Raw genomic sequence first — 23,043 nt, 5'->3', positions numbered from 1 at the left:
TTCAGGCATCGTCCTCGGCAGTGTGCTGTTCCTTTTCACGCTTGGTCAGGCGGTAGATCAGGCGCGGAAAAATCGCAAACACCACCATGGTGATGCCGCACAGCAGGAACACCAGGCCAGCCTGGGTATCGCCCAGCAAGGGATGGATGCCAGCCCCCACGTGCGTCAGGGACAGGCCGGCCAGGACAAAGGCAACGACAGCCGCAATCCAGGCGAAATAGATGACGATGTTGGCAATAGGCATGGCGGCGATCTCCTGCTGCAGGGAGCCGCCCTGCGCGGATCAAGCGTCCTGCTTGTCCTGCAGTTGATGGAACTTGTCCATCAATTGTTCCCGCGTTTCGACAAACTCGGGGTTTATCGGGATGCAGGCCACCGGGCAGACCTGCACGCACTGGGGCTCGTCAAAGTGACCGACACACTCGGTACACTTGGATGGATTGATCTCGTAGATCTCTTCGCCCAGATAAATGGCTTCATTCGGGCACTCGGGCTCGCATACATCACAGTTGATGCAATCATCGGTGATCATCAGGGCCACGGGCCTTACCTCTTCTTCATGCACTGCCTTGCGGGCAGATGATATAAAACCAGTATTATCCGGTTTTGCGCCCTGGGCGTCAGCCTATAACCCCATTCCCCCTGTCTGCATGAGCGCCTATCTTGTCCAACGCCTGTCCAGCCTGCTGCTGACACTGCTGCTCACCTCGCTGGTGGTGTTTGGCGTGCTGGAAATCCTGCCCGGCAACGCCGCCCAGGTGATGCTGGGCCCGGACGCCAGCCCCGAGGCGGTGGCCGAACTGGCACGCCAGCTCGGACTGGACCAGCCGCTGTGGAGCCGCTACGCCAGCTGGATCAGCGGCCTGGTACAGGGCGACATGGGCATCAGCCATGCCTATGGCCGGCCAGTCTGGCCGCTGATTGCCGAACGGCTGGCACTGACCGTGCCGCTGGCACTGCTGGCAATGCTGATCACCAGCATCGTGGCGCTGGCCGTGGGGGTTTATGCCGCCTCGCGCCACAACAAGCCCGGCGACGTCGTGGTCATGGGCCTGGCGCAGATCGGCATGGCGGTGCCCAATTTCTGGTTTGCCATCCTGCTGATCCTGCTGTTTTCCGTGCATTTGCAGTGGTTTGGCGCTGGCGGCTTTGACGGCTGGCGTGCCGGCATCCTGAACGGCCTGCGTGACCTGCTGTTGCCGGCGCTGTCACTTGCCGTGGTGCAGACGGCGATCCTGGCCCGTATCACGCGCTCCTCGGTACTCGAGGTGATGCAGGAAGACTTTGTGCGCACTGCGCGCGCACGCGGCATGAGCCAGCGTGCCGTGCTCTATCGCCATGTGCTGCGCAACGCCATGATTCCGGTGCTGACCATCATGGGCCTGCAGTTTGCCAGCCTGCTGGCCGGCACCATCGTGGTGGAAAACGTGTTCTTCCTGCCCGGTCTGGGCCGGCTGATTTTTCAGAGCATCGCCAATCGTGACCTGATTGTGGTGCGCAACTGCGTGATGTTGCTGGCCAGCATGGTGATCGTGGTCAACTTCCTGGTCGATGTGCTGTATGCGCTGATCGATCCGCGCCTGCGCACGCGCAACCGGAGCGGCGCATGAGTACCGCCGTGAGCACCCCGCACCAGCCCGATACCCCGGGCCGCCGCTTCCGCCGCCGTGCGCGTCGTCATCCCGGCTTGTGGATCGGCGCGCTGCTGACGCTGCTATTGGTGGCCGCCGCCCTGCTGTCCTATGTCTGGACGCCGCATCCGCCGCTGGAGATGGATCTGGCGAATCGGCTGGCCGGCCCGAGCGCCACGCACTGGCTGGGCACCGACGTGATGGGCCGTGATGTGATATCGCAGCTGCTGGTGGGCGCACGCAGCTCGATCTTTGTGGGCGTGATTGCGGTCGGTATCGGCCTGACCGTGGGCACGGCGCTGGGGCTGCTGGCAGCGGCACGGCGTGGCTGGCTGGAAGAAGTCATCCTGCGCCTCACCGACGTGACCTTTGCCTTTCCGGCGCTGCTGACCGCCATCATGCTGGCAGCCGTCTGGGGGCCGGGAATGGTCAACGCCATGATCGCCATCGGCATCTTCAACATTCCCACCTTTATCCGCGTCACGCGTGCCGGCGCGCGTGCGCTGTGGACACGCGAGTTCGTGCTGGCGGCGCAGGCCTGTGGCAAGAACCAGTTGCGCATCACGCTGGAGCACATCCTGCCGAATATCGCGGCGATCCTGATCGTGCAGGCCAGCATCCAGTTCTCGGTGGCGATCCTGGCCGAAGCCGCCCTGTCCTATCTGGGCCTGGGTACGCAGCCACCGCAACCGAGCTGGGGCCGCATGCTGGCCGATGCGCAGACGCTGCTGTTCAGCCATCCAATGCTGGCGGTGTACCCGGGCGTGGCGATCGCGCTGGCGGTGCTGGGCCTGAATTTCCTGGGCGATGCCCTGCGCGACCTGCTGGATCCGCGCATTTCCGAGGGAGGCCGCTGATGGCGCTGCTCGAAGTGAAGGATCTGAGCGTGCTGCTGCACACCCACCGCGGCAGTGCCGCCGGCGTACGCCAAGTGAGTTTTGCGCTGGAACGCGGCCAGACGCTGGGCGTGATTGGCGAATCCGGCAGCGGCAAGACGCTGTGCATGCTGGCGCTGATGGGCCTGCTGCCGAACAACGCCGAGGCACAGGGCAGCATCCTGTTCAACGGCCAGCAGCTGGTCGGGGCCAGCGAAGAAGCGCTGTGCGCACTGCGCGGTGACGATATCGGCATGGTATTCCAGGAACCGATGACGGCACTCGATCCGCTGCAGCGCATTGGCGATCAGGTGGCCGAGCCGCTGCGCCTGCACCGCGGCATGCGTCGCCGCGAGGCGCTGGAGCATGCGGCGGCGCTGCTGGAGCGCGTCGGCATTCCCGATGCGCAGCAGCGCCTGAAGGACTATCCGCACCAGTTTTCCGGCGGCCAGCGCCAGCGTGTCATGATTGCCGCCGCCCTCGCCTGCGACCCCGATGTGCTGATTGCCGATGAACCGACCACGGCACTGGACGTGACGGTCCAGGCGCAGATTCTGGACCTGCTGCGCGATCTGGTGGCCGAACGCGGCATGGCGCTGATCCTGATCAGCCATGATCTGGCAGTCATTGCGCGCTACACGCAGCAGATGCTGGTGCTGTACTCCGGCGGCGTAGTCGAATCCGGCGCCACCGACGCAGTGTTTGCGCGCATGGCGCACCCGTACACACGCGCCCTGCTGCAAGCGCGCCCGCGGCTGGATGCGGCACGCGGCACCCGCCTGCCGACCATTCCGGGCCAGGTGCCGGACCTGTTTGCGCCACCGCCTGGCTGCCGTTTTGCCGACCGCTGCAGCCGCGTGCAGGATGACTGCCGCCTGGCCGAACCGCCGATGGTCGCGCTGCCGGCCGCCAGCCCGATTCCGCACCTGGCACGCTGCCTGCATCTGGAGCCTGAGTCATGAGCACGCCGTTGCTGCAGGTGCAACACCTGTCCCGCCACTACCGCCAGCGCCGCCACAGCCTGTTCGAGCCGCCACGCATCACGCGCGCACTCGATGATGTCAGCCTGGAGCTGCAGGCCGGCGAAAGCCTGGGCATCGTCGGCGAATCGGGCAGTGGCAAGACCACGCTGGCACGCCTGATCATGGCACTGGACCAGCCCGATGCCGGCAAGGTGCTGCTGCTGGGGCGGGACCTGCATGCGCTGCCCGCGCGCGAGTTGCTGCAGGCGCGCAAGGATTTCCAGATGGTGTTCCAGGATCCGTATGCCTCGCTCGATCCGCGCCAGACCGTGCTGCGCATCGTCACCGAACCGCTGCACATGGACGGGCTGGATCGCACTACGCTGCGTGAGCGCGCCCTGCTGGCGCTGCAGGAAGTGGGCCTGCGCGAACCCGATCTGGACAAGTACCCGCACGAGTTTTCCGGTGGCCAGCGTCAGCGCATTGCCATGGCGCGTGCGCTGATCAGCCGACCTCGCCTGATCGTGGCCGATGAGCCCGTCAGCGCACTGGATGTATCGGTACAGGCCCAGGTGCTGAACCTGATCTGCCGGCTGCAGCAGGAGCATGGCATCAGCTTTGTGCTGATCAGCCACGACCTGGCGGTGGTGCACCATGTGTGTCACCAGATTGCCGTGCTGTATCGCGGCCAGCTGGTGGAATACGCGCCGGCCGAACAGTTGTTCAAGGCGCCACAGCACCCCTACACGCAGAAATTGCTGTCGGCCGTGCCGCGGCTATGAACAACAACTGTCCGCTTACTGGAAGCGGATCGCCGACAGGTCGTTGACGAACACCGGCATGTCCTGCCACAGGCCCTGAATGCCGCTGCGCGTCACCGTGATCCACTGCGGCTGGTACAGGTAGGCGCTGACGGCATCGGTCGCGGCCAGTTGCTGGGCTTCGCCCAGCAGGCGGTTGCGCTCGGTCTCGTCGGCGGTGCGCGTGATGCGCGTATAGAGCTCCTGGAACTGCGGCGAATCGTAGTGCCAGTAGTAATCGGGCTTGGCCAGATTGTCCAGGTCAAACGGTTCGACATGGCTGATGATGGTCATGTCGTAATCCTGGCTGCCGCCATAGACGTTGCTCAGCCACTGCGCCCATTCGATGTTTTCCAGCCTCGCCGTGATGCCGACCTTGGCCAGCATGGCCGCGATCACCTCGCCGCCCTGGCGCGCATACGGCGGCGGCGGCAGCTTGATGGTCAGCGTCAGCTTGTCGATGCCAGCCTCTTTCAGCAAGGCCTTGGCACGTTCAGGATCGTAGCTATTGATGCTGGTGGTATCGACATAGCCCGGCGCACCCGGCACGTAATAGCTGCCGATCGGCACGCCAAAACCATCGGCGGCGCCAGTAACCACGGCCTGACGGTCAATCGCGGCGCTGATGGCACGGCGCACGCGCACATCGCCCAGCGGCTTGCGCGCATGGTTCATGGCCAGGATCGTCTTGGCGCGTGATCCGCCCACCAATACCTGGAAGCGCGGGTTGTTGCGGAACTGGTCCAGGCTGCGCGCCACCTGCACGCGCGGGAACAGGTCTACATCGCCCGACAGCAGCGCTGCTGTCTGTGCCGCGGTATCGGAAATGAAGCGGAAAGTCACCTGCTTGAGGGCGATGTTGCCGGCATCGCGGTAATCCGGCCAGGCCTTCAGCATCAGCGAGGCGCCGGTGCGCCAGTTGTCCACCAGATAGGGGCCGGTGCCGACCGGATGGATGCCGTTGCTGGCAGCGCTCTTGGGCTCCACCATGATGGCGGTCGCCTGGCCGAGCAGGAAAGGCAGATCCGGATTGGGCTCGGACACGGTCAGCACCACGGTGTGCGCATCCGGCGTGTCGATGCCGGTAAAGCTGCTGAACAGGCGCTTGTCCTTGTTGGTACTGTCCGATGCGGCGGCGCGCCCGAAGGCAAACTTGACGGTATCGGACGAGAAGGCCTCGCCGTTGTGGAACTTGACACCCTGGCGCAGGCGGAAAGTCCAGCGCAGCAGATCCTGCGTATGTTCCCACGATTCGGCCAGCAAGGGGCCAACCTTGCCATCGGGACCAATCTTGGTCAGCGTTTCGTACAGGCTGTAGAGCGTGATCTCGCCAATGGCGGAAGCGGCACCGGTGGTCGGGTCCAGGCCTGGCGGTTCTAGCACCATGCCCAGCGTGAGGCTGGTCTGGCCGCTCTTGCCAGCGGCCGCAGCGGCACCGCTGCCCGCCATAGTCGGAGCGTCGGAGGGCTTGCAAGCCGTCAGGCCCAGGCTGCCTGTGGCGGTCAGCCCCAGGCCAGACAGCAATACCGTGCGTCTATCCATCATCAGGCATTCTCCTTGTCGGAAGCGGGAACTTGCAGCCGCGTCTGGTCATAGCGTGGCTGGCTGGGCAAATCGGCCACATGGCGTGCATCAGCCCAGTGCAACAGCTGGAACTGCGAGCCATCCCAGCGCATGTGGTTCAGGCCCACGTTGGGGATCTCCACCGTGCGCGGGCCGGCCAGCGACTGGCCGGTGAGCGTGCGCCAGGCCATGTCTACCACGCCGCCGTGCGAAAACACCAGGATGCAGCCATCCGCCGGCATGTCGGCGTGCGCCTGCGCGATACCGGTGAGCGCGCCCAGCGTACGCTGGTGGAAACGGCGCAGGCTCTCGCCGTGCGGCAGCTGGTAATCGGGATCGAAGCGCATCCAGTCGTGCAGGATGTCGGCATGCTGCAGGCGGGCTTCGTCCATCGTCAGCCCTTCGAGAATGCCGAAGGACTGCTCGCGCAATTCAGTCAGCAGGCGCGCCTGTAGCGGCAGCTGGTGCAAGGCGGTTTCAGCCGTCTTGGCGGCGCGCTGCAAGTCGCTGCTGTAGGCCGCCACCACGCGGTCGAGGATGCCGTTGTCGCGCAAGGCCTTGGCCAGCCGGTCAGACTGCAGCTGGCCCATGGCGTTGAGCGGAATATCGGTGTGGCCCTGAAAACGCAGGGCCTTGTTGGCGTCGGTTTCGCCGTGTCGGATAAGGATCAGCTCGGGCATGCAGCCATTGTAAGGGGGCAATATGTAGCGGCGATGGAATCATGCAATAATAATACTTAAATATTAATTTTATGCCTGCCATGTACCCACCTGCCGCCGCCCCACCCCTACCCTCTGCCGACGACAGCAGCGCCGTGTCCTGGTTGCAGGCGCTGCTGGCTGCGGCCTGGGCACGCGGCGCATCCGACCTGCATCTGGAACCCTACGAACACAGCTACCGGGTACGGCTGCGCATCGACGGCCAGCTGCAGCCGGTGGCAGCTCCGCCAGCCAGCCTCAAGGAACGCATCGCCAGCCGCATCAAGGTGCTGGCGCGACTCGATATCGCCGAAAAACGCCTGCCGCAGGACGGCCAGTTCCGGCTGGAATTGCCAGCCGGGCAGACGGGTGATCTGCGCGTCAGCACCCTGCCCACGCTGTTTGGCGAAAAAATCGTGATTCGCCTGCTGCCCACCGACAACGCCCAGGTGCAGCTCGACGCCCTCGGGCTGGAGCCGCTGCAGCTGCAACAGTTGCGCGATGCCATCCAGAGGCCACAAGGCATGGTGCTGGTGACCGGGCCGACCGGCTCCGGCAAGACCATCACGCTGTACAGCTGCCTGCAAGCGCTGAACCGTCCCGATGTGAATATCGCCAGTGTCGAAGACCCGTGCGAAATCCGGCTGGAAGGCATCAACCAGGTGCATCTGCATGAAAAAGCCGGGCTGGATTACGCCAGCGTGCTGCGCGCCTTTCTGCGCCAGGATCCGGACATCCTGATGGTCGGTGAAATCCGCGATCTGGCTACGGCCGACACCGCCCTCAAGGCAGCGCAGACCGGGCATCTGGTGCTGTCCACGCTGCACACGCTCGATGCGCCCTCGGCGCTGACGCGGCTGCAGCAAATGGGGGTGCCGCCCTACCAGCTGGCCGCCAGCATCAGCCTGGTCGTGGCGCAGCGGCTGGTGCGCCAGCTGTGCCGGCACTGCCGCCAGCCGCAGCCACTGCATGCCTCGCAATGGCTGGCTGCCGGCCTGCCGGAGACGGAGCTCGCCTCGCGCCCGCAGGCATGGCAGCCGGTCGGTTGCGCCCATTGTCATCAGGGCTACCGAGGCCGCACCGGCATCTTCCAGCTGATGCCGATCAGCAGCGAGCTGCAGGACGCCATGTTGCAGCAGGCCGCCAGCCACCAGCTGCAAGGACTGGCACGCCAGCTTGGCATGCGCAGCCTGCGCCAGGCCGGCTTGCGCAAGGTGCTGCAGGGCGAGACATCCTTGCAAGAGGTATTGCATGCCACCACCGACTGAACGCCTGTTCCACTGGCAGGGGCTGAATGCCAGCGGACAGCTGCAACAGGGCCAGCTGCATGCGCGCGACCTGCGTGCCGCACGGCTGCAACTGCTGCTCGAAGGCGTGCAGCCGCAGCGCATCCGCACACGCCCGCTGCAAGCGCATGGCCAGCCGCGCCGTGCCGCCCTGACGCGCAGCATGCGCCAGCTGGGCACCCTGCTGCATGCCGGCCTGCCGCTGCTGCAGGCGCTGGAGCTGACTGCCAGCGGCAGTCCGCCCGCGATGGCGCACGGCTGGAACCAGGTCCGCCAGGTGGTGGAATCGGGCCAGGCGCTGCACCAGGCCTTGCGCCAGCAACGCTGGTGCGATGCCGCCAGCGCCAGCCTGGTCGAAGCCGGCGAAGCCTCCGGCACGCTGGACCAGACCCTGCTGCGCCTGGCCACCCACATGGAGCAGGCCCAGGCCATGCGCGCCCGGCTGCGCGGGGCGCTGGCCTACCCGCTGCTGGTGCTGTTCACCGCCGGCATCGTCATGGCCGCCATGCTGGTGTTTGTCGTGCCCACCTTTGCCCAGATGTTTGCCAGCTTTGGTGCCGAACTGCCCTGGCCCACGCAGCTGGTGATCCGCCTGAGCGAAGCTGCCATCGCCTGGGGCTGGCTGCTGCCGCTGATCGCGCTGCTGGCCGGCGTGCCCTTGCTGCGGCTGTGGCAACGCCATGCCACAATGCGACTGATCATGGATACCCGATTGCTGCAACTCCCCCTGCTGGGTGCACTGCTGACCCAGGCCGCTACCGCGCGCTGGGCACGCGTGCTGGCGACACTGGCACAGGCCGGCCTGCCGCTGGCCGATGCACTGCCGATTGCCGGCCAGGCCAGTGGCAACCGCTGCATGGCCGAACGCAGCCAGCGCCTGCGCGAACAGCTGCTGCAAGGCTCGGCGCTGGCCGCGGCGATGCAGCAGCAGGGCATTTTCCCGCCGCTGGCGCTGCAGCTGGTGCAGACTGGCGAAGCCTCCGGCACGCTGGAACAGATGCTGGCGCGCATCGCCGAGCTGTGCGAAGCAGAGCTGCAGCAACTGCTGCGCACCCTGTCCACCATCGCCGAACCGGCGCTGATGCTGCTGCTCGGTCTGCTGGTCGGCGGCCTGGTACTGGCCATGTATTTGCCGATCTTCCAGCTGGGGCAGGTACTGTGACGCTGTTTGTGCTGCTCATCGGCCTGCTGCTGGGGCTGCTCACCGGCAGCTTTCTGAATGTGGTGGTGCATCGCCTGCCACGCATGATCGAAGCCGCCTGGGAGGCCGATCAGGCCGCCTGGCAGGCGGAACGCCAGGGTCTGCCGGCACCCGCGCCCGGGCCGCGTTACGACCTGGCGCAGCCACCCTCACACTGCCCCTCCTGCCACACGCGGATCCGCTGGTACCAGCTGATTCCGCTGCTGAGCTGGCTCTGGCTGCGTGGCCGCTGTGCCCACTGCAGCCAGCGCATCAGCGTGCGCTACCCGCTGGTGGAACTGCTGACCGCCGGCTTTGGGGGCTGGTGTGCCTGGCGCTACGGCCTGACACCTGCTGCCCTGCTCTGGTTCAGCTTTGCCTGCCTGCTGCTGGTCATCGCGCTGATCGACTGGGACACCACCTACCTGCCCGATTCCCTCAGCCTCAGCCTGCTCGCGCTCGGCCTGCTGGGCAGCAGCCTGGGCTGGCTGGATGTCCCGCTGCAGCAGACCGTCTGGGGTGCGCTGGCCGGCTATGGCCTGCTCTGGCTGGTCAGCACGCTGTTCCACCTGGTCACCGGCCGCATTGGCATGGGCAACGGGGACCCCATGCTGTATGCCGCGCTCGGTGCCTGGTTCGGCTTGGCCGGACTGATTCCGATCCTGCTGCTGGCCTCGCTCGCCGGCAGCATGGTCGGGCTGTACCTCAAGGTCAAGGGCCAGCTGCGCGAGGGTGGCTATGTCCCGTTCGGGCCCTTCCTGGCGCTGGCCGGCTGGTCTGCCTGGCTGATGCCACTGCCAGTCTGGCTACAATGGCCCCTGTAAGTCCGCCACTGGCGGCACTCCGGGACGCCGCCTGCCAGCAGGCGGCGCCAGACGATTCCCCGCACCGCAGCGCATCCATGCACACCTGGCATATCGGACTCACGGGCGGCATCGGCAGCGGCAAGAGCACCGTCAGCCAGATGTTCCAGCAACTCGGCGCCTGCGTCATTGACGCCGATGCCATCTCGCGCGCCACCACGGCGGCGGGCGGCGCCGCCATCGACGCCATCCGCACGCAGTTTAGCGCCAGTTTCATCACGCCCGAAGGCGCACTCGACCGCAACGCCATGCGCGAGCTGGCCTTCCGCGATCCGGACGCGCGCAAGCAGCTCGAGGCCATCATCCATCCGCTGGTGCTGCAGCAGATCCGCCAGCAGGCGGAAGCCGCCAGCGCCCGTGGCATCCGCGTCATCGTCTACGACATCCCGCTGCTGACCGAATCGGCGCACTGGCGCCAGCGCCTGCAGCAGATCGTGGTGGTCGATTGCGATAGCGAGACGCAGATCGCCCGCGTCATGCAGCGCAACCAGCTGGAGCGTAGCGCCATCGAGGGCATCATCGCCTCGCAGGCGACACGCGCGCAACGTCGGCAGATTGCCGATGCCGTGATCCGCAACGGTGCCGGCATCAGCCTGGCCGGGCTGCAGGCGCAGACGCGTGCGCTGGCACGGCGTTTCGGACTTATCATTGACGCCAAAGGAAACCCGGCGTGATCCTGTACGAATACCCCTTCAACGAGCGCATCCGCACCTACCTGCGACTGGAACACCTGTTTGGCCACTACGCCGAACTGTCCGCGCGTGACATGCCGGTGGACCACCACTACGCGCTCTACACCCTGTTCGAGATCCTCGAGATCACCAGCCGCTCCGACCTGAAAAAGGAGATCATGCTGGACCTGGACCGGCTGCGCCAGCAGCTCTCCAGCTGGCGTGACAACCCGGCGGTCGCACAAGGCACGCTGGATCGCCTGATGCGCGAAGCCGATGTCTGCTTCCGCCTGCTGGAACAGATGCAGGGCAAGATCGGCCACGGCATCACCAGCAACGACTGGCTGATGGCACTGCGCAGCCGCATCGCGATTCCCGGCGGCACCTGCGAATTCGACCTGCCGGCCTACCATGCCTGGCAGCATCTGCCCGAAACCCGGCGCAAGACCGATCTGAAACACTGGATGGCCGGCATGCATCCGGTATCCGACAGCATCCGCCTGCTGCTGAGTCTGGTGCGCAACGGCGGCCATACCCAGCGCATGACGGCGCAGAACGGCCAGTTCCAGCTCAACCTGCCACAGTCGCGCAGCTTCCAGCTGCTGCAGCTCGCGGTCGACCCGGTACACCAGGTGATTCCGGAAATCAGCGCCAACCGCCTGCTGGTCTCGGTGCGCATGATGCGCCAGGATCCTGACGGCCATCTGGCGCTGCATCCGATCGACGTCAGCTTCGAGCTGACCCTGTGCGCCTGACCCTGTTTGCCCATGTCCAAGCCTGATTCCGATTCCCCCTCCGGTGCAACGCCCGGCTTTTCCGAGCGCATCGTGCGCTGCCCGCAATGCGGTGGCGACAGCGTCTACGCCCCGTCCAACCCCTGGCGCCCGTTCTGCAGCGAGCGCTGCCGCAAGATCGACCTGGGTGCCTGGGCCAACGAGGAATACCAGATGCCGGACAACACCCCGCCGGATGGCCTGCTGCCCGACGAGCCCATGCCCCGGCATTGACACCCGGCCCGCGCCCCCCCTGCCCTGACTCCCTGACCGACCATGTCCGAACCGATCTCCCTGACCTCCCCGGAGGCACAACTCCCCGTCGTCATCGTCGGTGCCGGCCTGGCCGGACTGGCCGTGGCCCTGCATCTGGCCGAATCGGTGCCGGTCATCATGCTTGCCAAGCGCAAGGTGGAGGAATCAGCCACCACGCGCGCCCAGGGCGGCATCGTCGGCGTGCTCGGCTCCGACGACAGCATCGAAAGCCATGTGCACGATACCCAGGAAGCTGGCGCCGGCATCGTCGACGAAGACACGGCGCGCTTTATCGCCGAAAACTCCGCCGATGCGATCGAATGGCTGGTGCAGCAAGGCGTGCCTTTTACCGGTGATCCGTCCGGTCCGCTCGGCCTGCACCTGACACGCGAAGGCGGCCACACCGTGCGCCGCATCGCCCACGCCGCCGATGCCACTGGCAAGGCAATCCACGAATCGCTGTTGGCGCGCGTGCGCGAACACCCCAACATCACGCTGCACGAGCGCTGGATGGCGATCGACCTGGTGACCGACAAGCACCTGGGCGAACAGGGCCACTCGCCGATCAAGCACTGCTACGGCATCTATGTGCTCGATATCGACAAGGATTGCGTGATGACGCTGCCGGCACGCGCCGTGGTGCTGGCCTCGGGCGGCGTCGGCAAGGTCTACCGCTACACCACCAATCCCGATACCTCCACCGGCGATGGCATTGCCATGGCCTGGCGCGCCGGCTGCCGCATCGGCAACATGGAATTCATCCAGTTCCACCCGACCTGCCTTTACCACCCGGCCGAGCGCAGCTTCCTGATCACCGAGGCGCTGCGCGGCGAAGGCGGCATCCTCAAGCTGCCGCTGAAAGACGCCGACGGCAATATCCACGCCGAGCGCTTCATGCCGCAGCACCACCCGATGGCCGAGCTGGCCCCGCGTGACGTGGTGGCGCGCGCAATCGACTTCGAGATCAAGAAGCACGGCCTGGACTATGTCTGGCTGGATGCCACCCATCTGGGTGCCGATTTCCTCAAGTCGCACTTTCCGACCATTTACCAGCGCTGCCTGGAACTCGGTATCGACATCACGAAAGATCCGATTCCGGTGGTGCCGGCGGCACACTACACCTGTGGCGGCGTCGTCACCGATCTGGATGGCCGCTCCGACCTGCACCATCTGTATGCGGTGGGCGAAACCACCTACACCGGCCTGCACGGTGCCAACCGCCTGGCCAGCAACTCGCTGCTGGAATGCGTGGTGCTGGGCAAGAGCTGCGCACAGGCCATCATGCAGCAGGAGCTCCACCACAACCCGCTGCTGCCCGGCTGGGACGAAAGCCAGGTCGAAGATGCCGACGAACAGGTCGTGATTGCCCACAACTGGGACGAGTTGCGCCTGGTGATGTGGAACTACGTCGGCATTGTGCGCACCACGCGCCGGCTGGAACGCGCCAAGCACCGCATCCTGCTGCTGCGTGCCGAGATCGACGACTACTACGCCAATTTCCGCGTCAACCGCGACCTGCTGGAACTGCGCAACCTGGTCGATTGCGCCGAGCTGATCGTGCGCAGCGCCCTGAGCCGCCACGAAAGCCGCGGCCTGCACTATATCCGCGACTACCCGGAACTGCTGCCGGCCAGTTTCCCGACCATCCTGTTCAAGAATCTGGATCGCCGCAGCGGCAAGAAAAAGAAGGTGAAGTAAGCGATGCTGCCGCTGGAAACTGCGCTGTCCTTTTTCGGCATTGCGGTACTGCTGTCCCTGTCGCCCGGGCCGGACAATGTGTTTGTCATGACGCTATCGGCCTTGCGCGGCGTGCGCGCCGGGCTCTGGGTCGTGCTGGGGCTGTGCAGCGGCCTGATCGTGCACACGCTGGCCGTCGCCTTTGGCGTGGCTGCACTGCTGGCCGCATCCAGCACGGCCTTTACCGTACTCAAGCTGCTGGGTGCGGCCTACCTGCTCTATCTGGCCTGGGGCGCCTGGAACGCACCCGCCATGACGGCCGACAGCCCGGTGCCACCGCCGATGACGCCGCTACAGGCCTGGATGCGCGGCGTGCTGATGAACCTGAGCAATCCCAAGGTGGTGCTATTCTTTCTGGCCTTTTTGCCGCAGTTTGCCGATCCGAAACATGGCAGCGTCGCCCTGCAGACGGTCTGGCTTGGCCTGCTATTCATCCTGGCTGCCTGGCTGACATTTTCTGCGCTGGCCATGCTGGCTGGCAGCGCCGGCCAGCGGCTGCGCGAATCGGCCCGGGCGCAGCGCTGGCTCAATCGCGGTGCCAGCCTGGTGTTTGCCGGCATGGCGATCAAGCTGCTGCTGTCCCAGCGCTGACCTCAGGCGCGCATCACCGGGTCGGCGGCCGCGGTAAACAGCACATCGGTGGACGAGTTCAGTGCGGTTTCAAATGCATCCTGCAGCACGCCAATCACGAAGCCGACACCAACCACCTGCATCGAGATGTCGTTGGGAATGCCGAACAGGCTGGCCGCCATGGGAATCAGCAGCAGCGATCCACCGGCCACGCCCGACACGCCACAGGCGGCAATCGAAGCCACCACGCACAGCAGCAGCGTGGTACCAAAATCTACCGAAATGCCCAGCGTATGCACGGCGGCCAGCGTCAGCACGTTGATGGTGACGGCGGCACCAGCCATGTTGATGGTGGCACCCAACGGCAGCGAGATCGCATAGGTATCGCGGTTCAGGCCCAGGCGCTTGGCCAGTTCCATGTTGACCGGGATGTTGGCCGCCGAGCTGCGCGTGAAGAAGGCGGTGACGCCGCTTTCGCGCAGACAGGTGAACACCAGCGGATACGGGTTGCGGCGCGTCATGACCGCGACGATGATCGGATTGACGATCAGCGCCACGATCAGCATGCAGCCGATCAGCAGGCCAAGCAAGGCCGCATAGTTGAGCAGTGCATCCCAGCCAGCAGTCAGGATCGCATCGGCGACCAGGCCCATCACGCCAAACGGCGCAAAGCGGATCACCAGACGCACCACCCAGGAGACGCCGTCAGACAGGTCACCCAGCAGCTGGTGCGTGGCCGGGTTGGCATGGCGCAGGCCCAGGCCCAGCGCCACGGCCCAGGTCAGCACGCCGATATAGTTGGCGTTCATCAGGGCGCTGACCGGGTTGTCCACCATGCTCATGACCAGGTTTTTCAGCACCTGCAGCACATCGCCCGGCGGCGACAGCTCACCCTCCACCGGCTTGAAGGTCAGCTCCATCGGGAACAGGAAACTGCCGGCTGCCGCCACCAGCGCCGCGGCAAAAGTGCCGATGGCATACAGGATCAGCACCGTGCGCATATTGGTCTGCACGCCCTGCTGGTGCCGGGCGATGGACGCCATCACCAGCACGAACACCAGCAGCGGTGCCACTGCCTTCAGCGCACCGACAAACAGCGTGCCAAACAGGATAGTGGCACGCGCCGCGTCTGGCCAGACGACAGCCAGCACAATGCCTGCCACCAGGCCCATGAAAATCTGCAGCACCAGCGATCCGTGGCGGATGAAGTGCTTGATGGAATCGAACATTTCTCTTGCTCCCCTGACGGTCACCAAAGTGCGCCATCATCTGTTTCGATCCCGGTAGACACGCATGAGACCTACCGGGGAAAGCCCGCAATTTTAGGGGAAGCCATCAGGGACCTGTTCATCAACCTTGCCGGAACAGGCCATTGTGTGGCGATCACGCCACCTTCACAAGGCAGACCTCAGCCCAGGATCCGCAACGAGTAGTCCGTCGCCACCACATCCTTGGTCAGCTTGCCAATCGAAATGCGATCCACGCCAGTCGCCGCAATGCTGCGCAGCATGTCAAAGCTGATGCCGCCGGAGGCCTCCAGCAGCGCACAGCCAGCCGTCAAGGCCACGGCTTCACGCATGGCGTCCAGCGTGAAGTTGTCCAGCAACACACTGATGGCGCCGGCATCCAGTGCCTGCTGCAGCTGGTCAATGCGCTCGACTTCGATCTGGATCTCGACACCGGCATTGAGCGCGCGGGCGTTCTCCAGCACCTGTGGAATGCCGCCAGCAGCCGCAATGTGGTTTTCCTTGATCAGGATGCCATGCCACAGGGCCAGGCGCTGGTTCTGGCCACCACCTACACGCACGGCATACTTCTGCGCCTGGCGCAGTCCGGGAATCGTCTTGCGCGTATCGAGCACGGCGCAAGCGCGATCAGAAGCACCCTCAATCGCTTCGGCATAACGACGCGTGACGCTGGCGGTGCCACTGAGCAGTTGCAGGAAGTTGAGCGAAGCACGCTCGGCCGTCAGGATGGAACGCGCATCGCCGTGGATATGGCAGACATCGGTATCCGGCTGCATCAGCTCACCTTCGGCGTAATGCCAGTCGATGCGCAGTTCCGGATCGACGCCATGCATGCAGCCCTCGAACCAGTCACGGCCACAGAGCACCGCCTGTTCACGCACCAGTACGCGCGCCTGCACCGGACGCGGGCTGGGTACCAGCTGGCCGGTCCAGTCACAGACACCGATATCTTCCACCAGCGCATCGCGGATATTGCGCGCGCGCGCCTGTTCCAGGCTTTCGTTGGATTCGAACATGGGCTCTCCTTACGCTGCGCCAATGCCAGGCGTCATGCCGCTCAGGCGACCGCCATCCTTGACCACCAGCGCGTCCGGGTTCGCCTTGACGAAATCCAGCATGCGCGTGATGCAGCCTTCGGCCTTGCGACCGATCTCGGGATCGACAAACACCTCACCACTGCCGTTCTGCAGGCAATCGACCACGCCCTGCAGCGCGTTCATCGCCATCCACGGGCAATGCGCGCAGCTCTTGCAGGTGGCGCTGTTGCCGGCCGTGGGCGCCTCGATCAGCTTGCGGCCCGGTGCCAGCTGACGCATGCGGTGCATGATGCCCTTGTCGGTGGCGACGATAAAGGTCTCGCCTTCGGCACCATCGATCACCGCCTTGAGCAGTTGCGAGGTGGAGCCGACCACATCGGCCTGTTGCACCACGCTGGTGGGCGATTCCGGGTGGACCAGGATCTTTGCCCCCGGATACTGCTTGCGCAACAGATCCAGCTCCAGGCCCTTGAATTCGTCATGCACGATGCAGGCACCTTGCCATAACAGCATGTCGGCACCGGTCTGCTGCTGGATGTAGTTGCCCAGGTGGCGATCCGGCGCCCAGAGGATTTTCTCGCCCTGCTCTTTCAGGTGATTCACGATCGCCAGTGCACAGGAGCTGGTCACCATCCAGTCGGCACGTGCCTTGACGGCGGCGCTGGTGTTGGCGTACACCACCACCTTGCGATCCGGATGGGCATCGCAGAAGGCGCTGAATTCATCGATCGGGCAGCCCAGATCCAGCGAGCAGGTCGCGTCCAGATCCGGCATCAGCACGGTTTTTTCCGGGCTCAGGATCTTGGCCGATTCGCCCATGAAGCGCACGCCGGCCACGACCAGGGTCTGGGCTTCGTGGTCACGGCCAAAACGCGCCATTTCCAGCGAATCCGACACGCAGCCGCCAGTGGCCAGCGCCAGATCCTGCAGGTCGCCATCCACATAGTAGTGCGCCACCAGCACGGCATTGCGCGCCTTGAGCAACTCGGCCGATTGCTGCATCAGTGCGTCGCGCTCGGCGGTGCTGAGCTGCGGCGGCACCTTGGCCCAGGCATGGGCGGTACAGGTCGCGCCTTCGGCGTCCTGCAGCGGAAAATCAAACTGGCGAACGGGGGATTCGATCATGCTATGTCTCTCTCTTTCACTGGGGGCACTGCCGTAGCGGCCGGCTGTGCCATTGCCGCGTATTGTCTCGCAGATTGGAGTCGGCCCGGAGCTGCAAGTTCAACCGGCGCGCTCCTGGGTCAGCCAGTCCAGTACCGGAATCGTGCCCGGCAACACCGGATCGACCTGCACCGGCAGCTGCTGCCAGCTGTAATGCTGGCCCTCGTGCATGCACAGCTCGCCTTCCCAGGCCGTCACCTTGCAGAAATGCAGCTGTACCAGGGCATGCGGATAATCGACCACGCTATCGCGCCAGGGCTGTACCGTCGTGATACGTACGCCGATTTCCTCCTGCAGCTCACGCCGCAGCGCCTGCTCCACCGACTCGCCCTGCTCCAGCTTGCCGCCCGGAAACTCCCAGTAGCCGGCATAGACCTTGCCCGGCGGGCGGCTGGTCAGCAGAAAGCTGCCATCGGGCTGCAGCAGCACGCCCACGGCAACCTGCACCAGCTGGCGTGCTTCGCCTGTGGCAGCATCATCTCGCGGGCGATCGCCATCGGCGACCAGCGGTTGCGCTTGGGTATAGCGGCTCATGCGCTCTGCCTTCCGGCATAGTCCCTGGCAAACTGATAGGCCACACGGCCACTGCGCGAACCGCGTTCCAGCGCCCAGACCAGCGCCTCAGGCTCGGCAGCGCTCATCGCCGATTCCGGCACACCCAGGCTGCGCAGCCACTGGCGCACAATCGCCAGATACTCGTCCTGGCTGAACGGGTAGAAACTGATCCACATGCCAAAACGCTCGGACAGGGAGATCTTCTCCTCCACCACTTCACCCGGATGCACCTCGCCATCAGGCGTATGCTGGTAGCTGAGGTTTTCCTTCATGTATTCGGGCAACAGGTGACGGCGGTTGCTGGTGGCGTAGATCAGCACATTCGGCGTAGCCGCCGCGATCGAGCCGTCCAGCATGGACTTGAGCGCCTTGTAGCCGATCTCGCCTTCGTCAAAGCTCAGGTCGTCACAGAAGATGATGAATTTTTCCGGGCGCTGCGCCACCAATTCGGCGATATCCGGCAGGTCCACCAGATCAGTCTTGTCCACCTCGATCAGGCGCAGGCCCTGATCCGCGTAGGCGTGCAGGCAGGCGCGCACCAGCGAGGACTTGCCGGTACCGCGCGAGCCGGTCAGCAGCACGTTGTTGGCGGGACGGCCAGCGACAAACTGCTCGGTATTGCGCACCAGGCGTTCCTTCTGGCCATCGATTTCCTGCAGGTCCTGCAGCGCCATCACCGCCACGTGACGCACGGGCTCCAGCACGCCGACCTGGCCCATCATGCCGCGCCCGCGGCGGCGATAGCGGAAGGCAATCGAGGCATCCCAGTCCGGTTGCTGCAGCGGCTGCGGCAGCACCTGTTCCAGCCGCTCCAGCACGGCTTCGGCACGCATCAACAGTTTTTCAAAAGCGACATTCATTTTCTTGGGCAGACAGTAAAGGCAAGAGTTCAAGCATACATCAGCCGCCAGCATGACAAAGGCCGCCGGGTTTCCCCGGCGGCCTTTGTTCTAGGCGCTAGTGCGCGTGTATCAGGCGGTTTCGCCGTACACGACCACGTTCACGTCCACCACCACATCGGTGTGCAGAGCCACCTGGACGGTGTTGTCGCTCACGGTCTTGATCTGGCCGTTGGGCATGCGGATCTGGGACTTGTGCACTTCGTAACCTTGCTTGACCAGTTCGTCAGCAATGTCGTGGTTGGTCACGGAGCCGAACAGACGGCCATCCACGCCAGCCTTCTGGGTCAGCTTGATGGACAGGCCTTCCATCTTCTGGCCCAGGGCTTCGGCAGCAGCCAGCTTCTCGGCAGCAGCCTTTTCCAGTTCGGCGCGCTTGGCTTCAAACTCTTTCAGGGCAGCTTCGGTGGCACGACGGGCACGGCCGGAGGGGATCAGGAAGTTGCGGGCGAAGCCGTCCTTGACCTTGACCACGTCACCCAGGTTGCCCAGGTTCACGACTTTGTCGAGCAGAATGATTTGCATGATTGGGACTCCTTGGCTTAGATCTTGTGCTGATCGGTGTAGGGCAGCAGGGCCAGGAAACGGGCGCGCTTGATGGCGGTGTTCAGCTGGCGCTGGTAGATCGCGCGGGTGCCGGTCAGGCGAGCCGGGATGATCTTGCCGTTTTCAGCGATGAAATCGCGCAGCGTATCCACGTCCTTGTAGTCGATTTCCTCGACCTTGGCGACGGTGAAGCGGCAGAAGCGCTTGCGCTTGAACAGCAGGGATTGGGTATTGCGCTTGGGACGCTTGTCTTTGTTGCTCTTGAAGGCCATGATGGACTCCTGAAAATCTGTTTAAAAAGGGTTGTCTCGTGCTATCGGCATGAAGTCCTGAAGGTGGAACACCAGCCGCGTACTGCTGCTGACGCCTGCCCCGCGACGTACCGGCGTGGCCAGAAAGCCGCTGAATCGTGCCGGTTGCCCCAGGCTGAGGCGATTCAGCTGTTCTGCCATCGGCCCGATGGCGACACACGCCACCTGGGCACTGACCTTGCGCACACTGCCGGCTTCGTGCTGTTCGGATGTGTGCGTCAGCACACCATCGACAACAGGGACGCCGGCGGGCGTCATTCGCAAGGGGCCACGTTCGACCAGTTCTGCCGTCAGTTCCAACTGGTTGACGGCGACGGGTACGGGGGATTCCACTCGCGCTTCTTGACCTGTGATCAGGAAGCGTCAGCCTCGCTGGCCTGTGCAGTCTTGCGCGCTTCTTCGCGCTCGACGGCCTTCATCATGGTGGAAGGAGCCGTTTCGGCCTTCTTCTTCTGCACGGTCATGTTGCGCAGCACGGCGTCGTTGAACTTGAACGCGTGTTCCAGCTCGGCCATCACGGCCTGGTCGGCTTCGATGTTCAGGCACAGGTAGTGCGCCTTGTTCAGCTTGTTGATCTGGTAAGCCAGTTGACGGCGACCCCAGTCTTCGACGCGATGGATCTTGCCGTTGCCAGCAGTAACCATGCCCTTGTAGCGTTCCAGCATGGCAGGAACCTGTTCGCTCTGATCCGGGTGGATCAGCAGAATGATCTCGTAATGACGCATGAAAACTCCTTGTGGAAGTAAGCTGCCCACAGCGCCAGGATGCGGTGCAGCAAGGTGAAACCGTAGATTATAGCTTGCCTGCGATGCAGGCTGCAAGTTATTTGGGCAACAACGCCCTGCCCCGTGGCAGAAACGACAAGGGACTGCCGCAGCAGTCCCTTGTCATGCCAACCGGACTCAGCCGGTTTCAGGGCATCAGGCCTTGGCCAGACCCTTCCAGGTCTCGATCACCGTGTCGGGGTTCAGCGAGATGGACACGATGCCTTCCTGTGCCAGCCACTGGGCAAAGTCCGGGTGGTCGCTGGGGCCCTGGCCGCAGATACCCACGTACTTGCCCTGCGCCTTGCAGGCGGCGATGGCGCGGCTCAGCAGCGCCTTGACGGCCGGATCGCGCTCGTCGAAGTCGGCAGCCAGCAGCTCCAGGCCGGAGTCGCGGTCCAGGCCCAGGGTCAGCTGGGTCAGGTCGTTGGAGCCGATGCTGAAGCCATCGAAGTACTCCAGGAACTGCTCGGCCAGGATGGCGTTGCTCGGCACTTCGCACATCATGATCAGGCGCAGGCCGTTGTCGCCGCGCTTCAGGCCCTGCTCGGCCAGCAGCTCGGTCACCTTGGCCGCCTGGCCCAGGGTACGCACGAACGGGATCATGATCTCGACGTTGGTCAGGCCCATGTCATTGCGCACGCGCTTCAGTGCTTCGCATTCCATGGCAAAGGCTTCGGCGAAGTCCTCGCTCACGTAACGTGCGGCACCACGGAAGCCCAGCATCGGGTTCTCTTCTTCCGGCTCATAGCGGCTGCCGCCGATCAGCTTGCGGTACTCGTTGCTCTTGAAGTCGGACATGCGCACGATCACCGGCTTGGGCCAGAAGGCTGCGGCAATGGTGGCAATGCCTTCGGCAACCTTGTCCACGTAGAAGGCACGCGGGGAAGCGTGACCACGCGCTACCGACTCGACCGCCTTCTTCAGGTCGGCATCGATGTTCGGGTAGTCCAGGATCGCCTTCGGGTGCACGCCGATGTTGTTGTTGATGATGAACTCCAGGCGGGCCAGACCCACGCCGCTGTTGGGCAGCTGGCAGAAGTCGAAGGCCAGCTGCGGGTTGCCAACGTTCATCATGATCTTGGTGTCGATTTCGGGCATGGTGCCACGCTCGACTTCGGTCACTTCCATGTCCAGCAGGCCATCGTAGATGCGGCCGGTATCGCCTTCGGCGCAGCTCACGGTCACCAGGGTGCCGTCCTTCAGCAGGTCGGTGGCATCGCCACAGCCGACCACGGCCGGGATGCCCAGTTCACGCGCGATGATGGCGGCGTGACAGGTACGACCACCACGGTTGGTCACGATGGCACTGGCGCGCTTCATCACCGGCTCCCAGTTGGGATCGGTCATGTCGGTCACCAGCACGTCGCCGGCCTGGACCGTGTCCATCTGGCTGATGTCGCTCACCAGACGCACCGGGCCGGTACCGATCTTCTGGCCAATGGCGCGGCCTTCGGTCAGCACGGTGCCCTGGCCCTTCAGCTTGTAGCGCTGCTCGACCTTGCCTTCGGCCTGGCTCTTCACGGTTTCGGGACGTGCCTGCAGGATGTACAGCTGGCCGTCGGTACCGTCCTTGCCCCACTCGATGTCCATCGGGCGACCGTAGTGCTCTTCGATGATCAGGGCATAGCGGGCCAGCTGCTCAACGTCGGTGTCGCTCAGGGAATAGCGGTTGCGCAGCTCGGTGGGAACGTCGGTGGTCTTCACCAGCTGGCCGTTGGCCGCCTTTTCTTCCGGCGTGGCAAACACCATCTGGATCAGCTTGCTGCCCAGGTTGCGACGGATCAGCGCCTGCTTGCCGGCCTGCAGCATGGGCTTGTGCACGTAGAACTCGTCCGGGTTCACGGCGCCCTGCACCACGGTTTCGCCCAGGCCATAGCTGGAAGTGATGAAGACCACGTCACGGAAACCGGATTCGGTGTCCATGGTGAACATCACGCCGGCGGCGCCGGTATCGGAACGCACCATGCGCTGCACGCCGGCAGACAGGGCCACGTCGGCGTGGGCAAAGCCCTTGTGCACGCGGTAGCTGATGGCGCGGTCGTTGTACAGGCTGGCGAACACTTCCTTCATCTTGTGCAGCACGTCTTCGATGCCCACCACGTTCAGGAAGGTTTCCTGCTGGCCGGCAAAGGAAGCGTCGGGCAGGTCTTCGGCGGTAGCGGAAGAACGCACGGCGAAGCTGGCCTTGTCATTGCCTTCGCTCAGGGTGGCGAAAGCCTCGCGGATGGCCTTTTCCAGGTCAGCCGGGAACGGCTGCTCTTCGACCATGGTGCGGATCTCGGCACCGACGGCGGCCAGGGCGTTGACGTCATCGACGTTGAGCGCATCCAGCTTGGCGTTGATGCGGTCGGTCAGGCCATCGTGCTTGAGGAATTCACGGAAGGCGTGCGCGGTGGTGGCAAAGCCGGTGGGCACTTTCACGCCCTGCGGCAGCTGGGAGATCATCTCGCCCAGGCTGGCGTTCTTGCCGCCGACGTACTCGACGTCGTCCATGCGCAGTTTTTCGAAGGGAACGACCAGGTCGGTCGCGCTGAATTGCTGAGTCATAGCATGCTCCAAAAGTTAAACCGGTACCGGGCCTGGCCTTTGCTTGTTCTGGTTATGGAGGCGGCGAGCCCATGGCAATACGCGACCGGGTTTCGGTCGCGTACTG

Annotated in this window: 26 protein-coding genes; 12 read left to right on the top strand and 14 right to left on the bottom strand. The window is 64.4% G+C overall.

What is annotated here, in order from left to right; genetic code table 11:
* Position 1: 1 nt before the first annotated feature.
* On the bottom strand, positions 2-244 hold the full coding sequence (locus tag V1261_RS04455; protein ID WP_329770242.1) for a hypothetical protein: 243 nt from the start codon (positions 242-244) through the stop codon (positions 2-4).
* A 39-nt stretch (positions 245-283) separates the two neighbouring features.
* Complete coding sequence (locus V1261_RS04450; RefSeq protein ID WP_329770241.1) at positions 284-541, bottom strand: YfhL family 4Fe-4S dicluster ferredoxin; 258 nt, start codon at positions 539-541, stop codon at positions 284-286.
* A gap of 109 nt (positions 542-650) precedes the next feature.
* Here V1261_RS04450 and V1261_RS04445 point away from each other — a divergent pair, with 109 nt between their 5' ends.
* From V1261_RS04445 to V1261_RS04430, 4 genes are read left to right on the top strand one after another with little or no spacing between them, the layout of a single operon-like run.
* Positions 651-1,610: an ABC transporter permease gene (locus V1261_RS04445; RefSeq protein WP_329770240.1), complete on the top strand. Its 960-nt coding sequence runs from the start codon at positions 651-653 to the stop codon at positions 1,608-1,610.
* Positions 1,607-2,488, top strand: coding sequence for an ABC transporter permease (locus tag V1261_RS04440; protein ID WP_329770239.1), 882 nt, complete (start codon positions 1,607-1,609; stop codon positions 2,486-2,488). The genes V1261_RS04445 and V1261_RS04440 overlap by 4 nt, the downstream gene beginning before the upstream one ends.
* Entirely contained in the window at positions 2,488-3,468 is a 981-nt protein-coding gene (locus tag V1261_RS04435; RefSeq protein WP_329770238.1) for an ABC transporter ATP-binding protein, read from the top strand. Before V1261_RS04440 ends, V1261_RS04435 begins: the two co-directional genes overlap by 1 nt.
* The gene (locus tag V1261_RS04430) at positions 3,465-4,250 is read left to right on the top strand and encodes an ATP-binding cassette domain-containing protein (RefSeq protein ID WP_329770237.1); all 786 of its coding nucleotides are present in this window, start codon (positions 3,465-3,467) and stop codon (positions 4,248-4,250) included. The genes V1261_RS04435 and V1261_RS04430 overlap by 4 nt, the downstream gene beginning before the upstream one ends.
* A gap of 15 nt (positions 4,251-4,265) precedes the next feature.
* Here V1261_RS04430 and V1261_RS04425 read toward each other — a convergent pair whose 3' ends face one another.
* The gene (locus tag V1261_RS04425; protein ID WP_436231798.1) at positions 4,266-5,813 is read right to left on the bottom strand and encodes an ABC transporter substrate-binding protein; all 1,548 of its coding nucleotides are present in this window, start codon (positions 5,811-5,813) and stop codon (positions 4,266-4,268) included.
* A complete protein-coding gene (locus tag V1261_RS04420) occupies positions 5,813-6,511 on the bottom strand; it encodes a histidine phosphatase family protein (RefSeq protein WP_329770236.1) in 699 nt (232 codons plus the stop codon). The genes V1261_RS04425 and V1261_RS04420 overlap by 1 nt, the downstream gene beginning before the upstream one ends.
* A gap of 80 nt (positions 6,512-6,591) precedes the next feature.
* Between V1261_RS04420 and V1261_RS04415 the strand changes: the two genes are divergently transcribed.
* From V1261_RS04415 to V1261_RS04380, 8 genes are all read left to right on the top strand, one after another.
* Positions 6,592-7,797, top strand: coding sequence for a GspE/PulE family protein (locus V1261_RS04415; RefSeq protein WP_329770235.1), 1,206 nt, complete (start codon positions 6,592-6,594; stop codon positions 7,795-7,797).
* A complete protein-coding gene (locus V1261_RS04410; protein ID WP_329770234.1) occupies positions 7,781-8,977 on the top strand; it encodes a type II secretion system F family protein in 1,197 nt (398 codons plus the stop codon). Before V1261_RS04415 ends, V1261_RS04410 begins: the two co-directional genes overlap by 17 nt.
* On the top strand, positions 8,974-9,819 hold the full coding sequence (locus V1261_RS04405; RefSeq protein WP_329770233.1) for a prepilin peptidase: 846 nt from the start codon (positions 8,974-8,976) through the stop codon (positions 9,817-9,819). The genes V1261_RS04410 and V1261_RS04405 overlap by 4 nt, the downstream gene beginning before the upstream one ends.
* 77 nt (positions 9,820-9,896) lie before the next feature.
* Positions 9,897-10,532 carry a dephospho-CoA kinase gene (coaE, locus tag V1261_RS04400; protein ID WP_329770232.1) on the top strand — a complete coding sequence of 212 codons (636 nt, stop codon included), beginning with the start codon at positions 9,897-9,899 and terminating at the stop codon, positions 10,530-10,532.
* Complete coding sequence (gene zapD / locus V1261_RS04395) at positions 10,529-11,284, top strand: cell division protein ZapD (protein ID WP_329770231.1); 756 nt, start codon at positions 10,529-10,531, stop codon at positions 11,282-11,284. The genes coaE and zapD overlap by 4 nt, the downstream gene beginning before the upstream one ends.
* A gap of 12 nt (positions 11,285-11,296) precedes the next feature.
* Entirely contained in the window at positions 11,297-11,536 is a 240-nt protein-coding gene (locus V1261_RS04390; RefSeq protein WP_329770230.1) for a DNA gyrase inhibitor YacG, read from the top strand.
* Between the two features lie 42 nt (positions 11,537-11,578).
* The gene (gene nadB / locus V1261_RS04385; protein WP_329770229.1) at positions 11,579-13,255 is read left to right on the top strand and encodes an L-aspartate oxidase; all 1,677 of its coding nucleotides are present in this window, start codon (positions 11,579-11,581) and stop codon (positions 13,253-13,255) included.
* Positions 13,256-13,258: 3 nt separating this feature from the next.
* Positions 13,259-13,885, top strand: coding sequence for a LysE family translocator (locus V1261_RS04380; RefSeq protein ID WP_329770228.1), 627 nt, complete (start codon positions 13,259-13,261; stop codon positions 13,883-13,885).
* A 2-nt stretch (positions 13,886-13,887) separates the two neighbouring features.
* On the opposite strand, the gene sstT is transcribed toward V1261_RS04380, so the two are convergent.
* From sstT to ppsA, 10 genes are all read right to left on the bottom strand, one after another.
* Positions 13,888-15,093 (bottom strand): serine/threonine transporter SstT, encoded by a 1,206-nt coding sequence (gene sstT / locus V1261_RS04375; protein ID WP_329770227.1) that lies wholly within the window; start codon positions 15,091-15,093, stop codon positions 13,888-13,890.
* Positions 15,094-15,272: 179 nt separating this feature from the next.
* Positions 15,273-16,127 carry a carboxylating nicotinate-nucleotide diphosphorylase gene (nadC, locus tag V1261_RS04370; protein WP_329770225.1) on the bottom strand — a complete coding sequence of 285 codons (855 nt, stop codon included), beginning with the start codon at positions 16,125-16,127 and terminating at the stop codon, positions 15,273-15,275.
* 9 nt (positions 16,128-16,136) lie between these two features.
* Positions 16,137-17,273: a quinolinate synthase NadA gene (gene nadA, locus V1261_RS04365; RefSeq protein ID WP_329770224.1), complete on the bottom strand. Its 1,137-nt coding sequence runs from the start codon at positions 17,271-17,273 to the stop codon at positions 16,137-16,139.
* A 99-nt stretch (positions 17,274-17,372) separates the two neighbouring features.
* Positions 17,373-17,846 carry an NUDIX domain-containing protein gene (locus V1261_RS04360; protein WP_329770223.1) on the bottom strand — a complete coding sequence of 158 codons (474 nt, stop codon included), beginning with the start codon at positions 17,844-17,846 and terminating at the stop codon, positions 17,373-17,375.
* Entirely contained in the window at positions 17,843-18,727 is an 885-nt protein-coding gene (locus V1261_RS04355; protein ID WP_329770222.1) for an ATP-binding protein, read from the bottom strand. The genes V1261_RS04360 and V1261_RS04355 overlap by 4 nt, the downstream gene beginning before the upstream one ends.
* Before the next feature lie 111 nt (positions 18,728-18,838).
* Positions 18,839-19,291: a 50S ribosomal protein L9 gene (rplI, locus tag V1261_RS04350; RefSeq protein WP_329770221.1), complete on the bottom strand. Its 453-nt coding sequence runs from the start codon at positions 19,289-19,291 to the stop codon at positions 18,839-18,841.
* A 17-nt stretch (positions 19,292-19,308) separates the two neighbouring features.
* The gene (gene rpsR, locus V1261_RS04345) at positions 19,309-19,584 is read right to left on the bottom strand and encodes a 30S ribosomal protein S18 (protein WP_018714095.1); all 276 of its coding nucleotides are present in this window, start codon (positions 19,582-19,584) and stop codon (positions 19,309-19,311) included.
* Positions 19,585-19,605: 21 nt separating this feature from the next.
* A complete protein-coding gene (gene priB, locus V1261_RS04340; protein ID WP_329770220.1) occupies positions 19,606-19,956 on the bottom strand; it encodes a primosomal replication protein N in 351 nt (116 codons plus the stop codon).
* A 20-nt stretch (positions 19,957-19,976) separates the two neighbouring features.
* A complete protein-coding gene (gene rpsF, locus V1261_RS04335; protein ID WP_329770219.1) occupies positions 19,977-20,348 on the bottom strand; it encodes a 30S ribosomal protein S6 in 372 nt (123 codons plus the stop codon).
* A 195-nt stretch (positions 20,349-20,543) separates the two neighbouring features.
* The gene (gene ppsA, locus V1261_RS04330; RefSeq protein WP_329770218.1) at positions 20,544-22,937 is read right to left on the bottom strand and encodes a phosphoenolpyruvate synthase; all 2,394 of its coding nucleotides are present in this window, start codon (positions 22,935-22,937) and stop codon (positions 20,544-20,546) included.
* Positions 22,938-23,043 lie beyond the last annotated feature (106 nt).

The organism is Brachymonas sp. J145 (assembly GCF_036312245.1).
GTDB lineage: Bacteria > Pseudomonadota > Gammaproteobacteria > Burkholderiales > Burkholderiaceae_C > Brachymonas > Brachymonas wangyanguii.
This window is presented reverse-complemented; position numbering and strand designations above follow the sequence as displayed.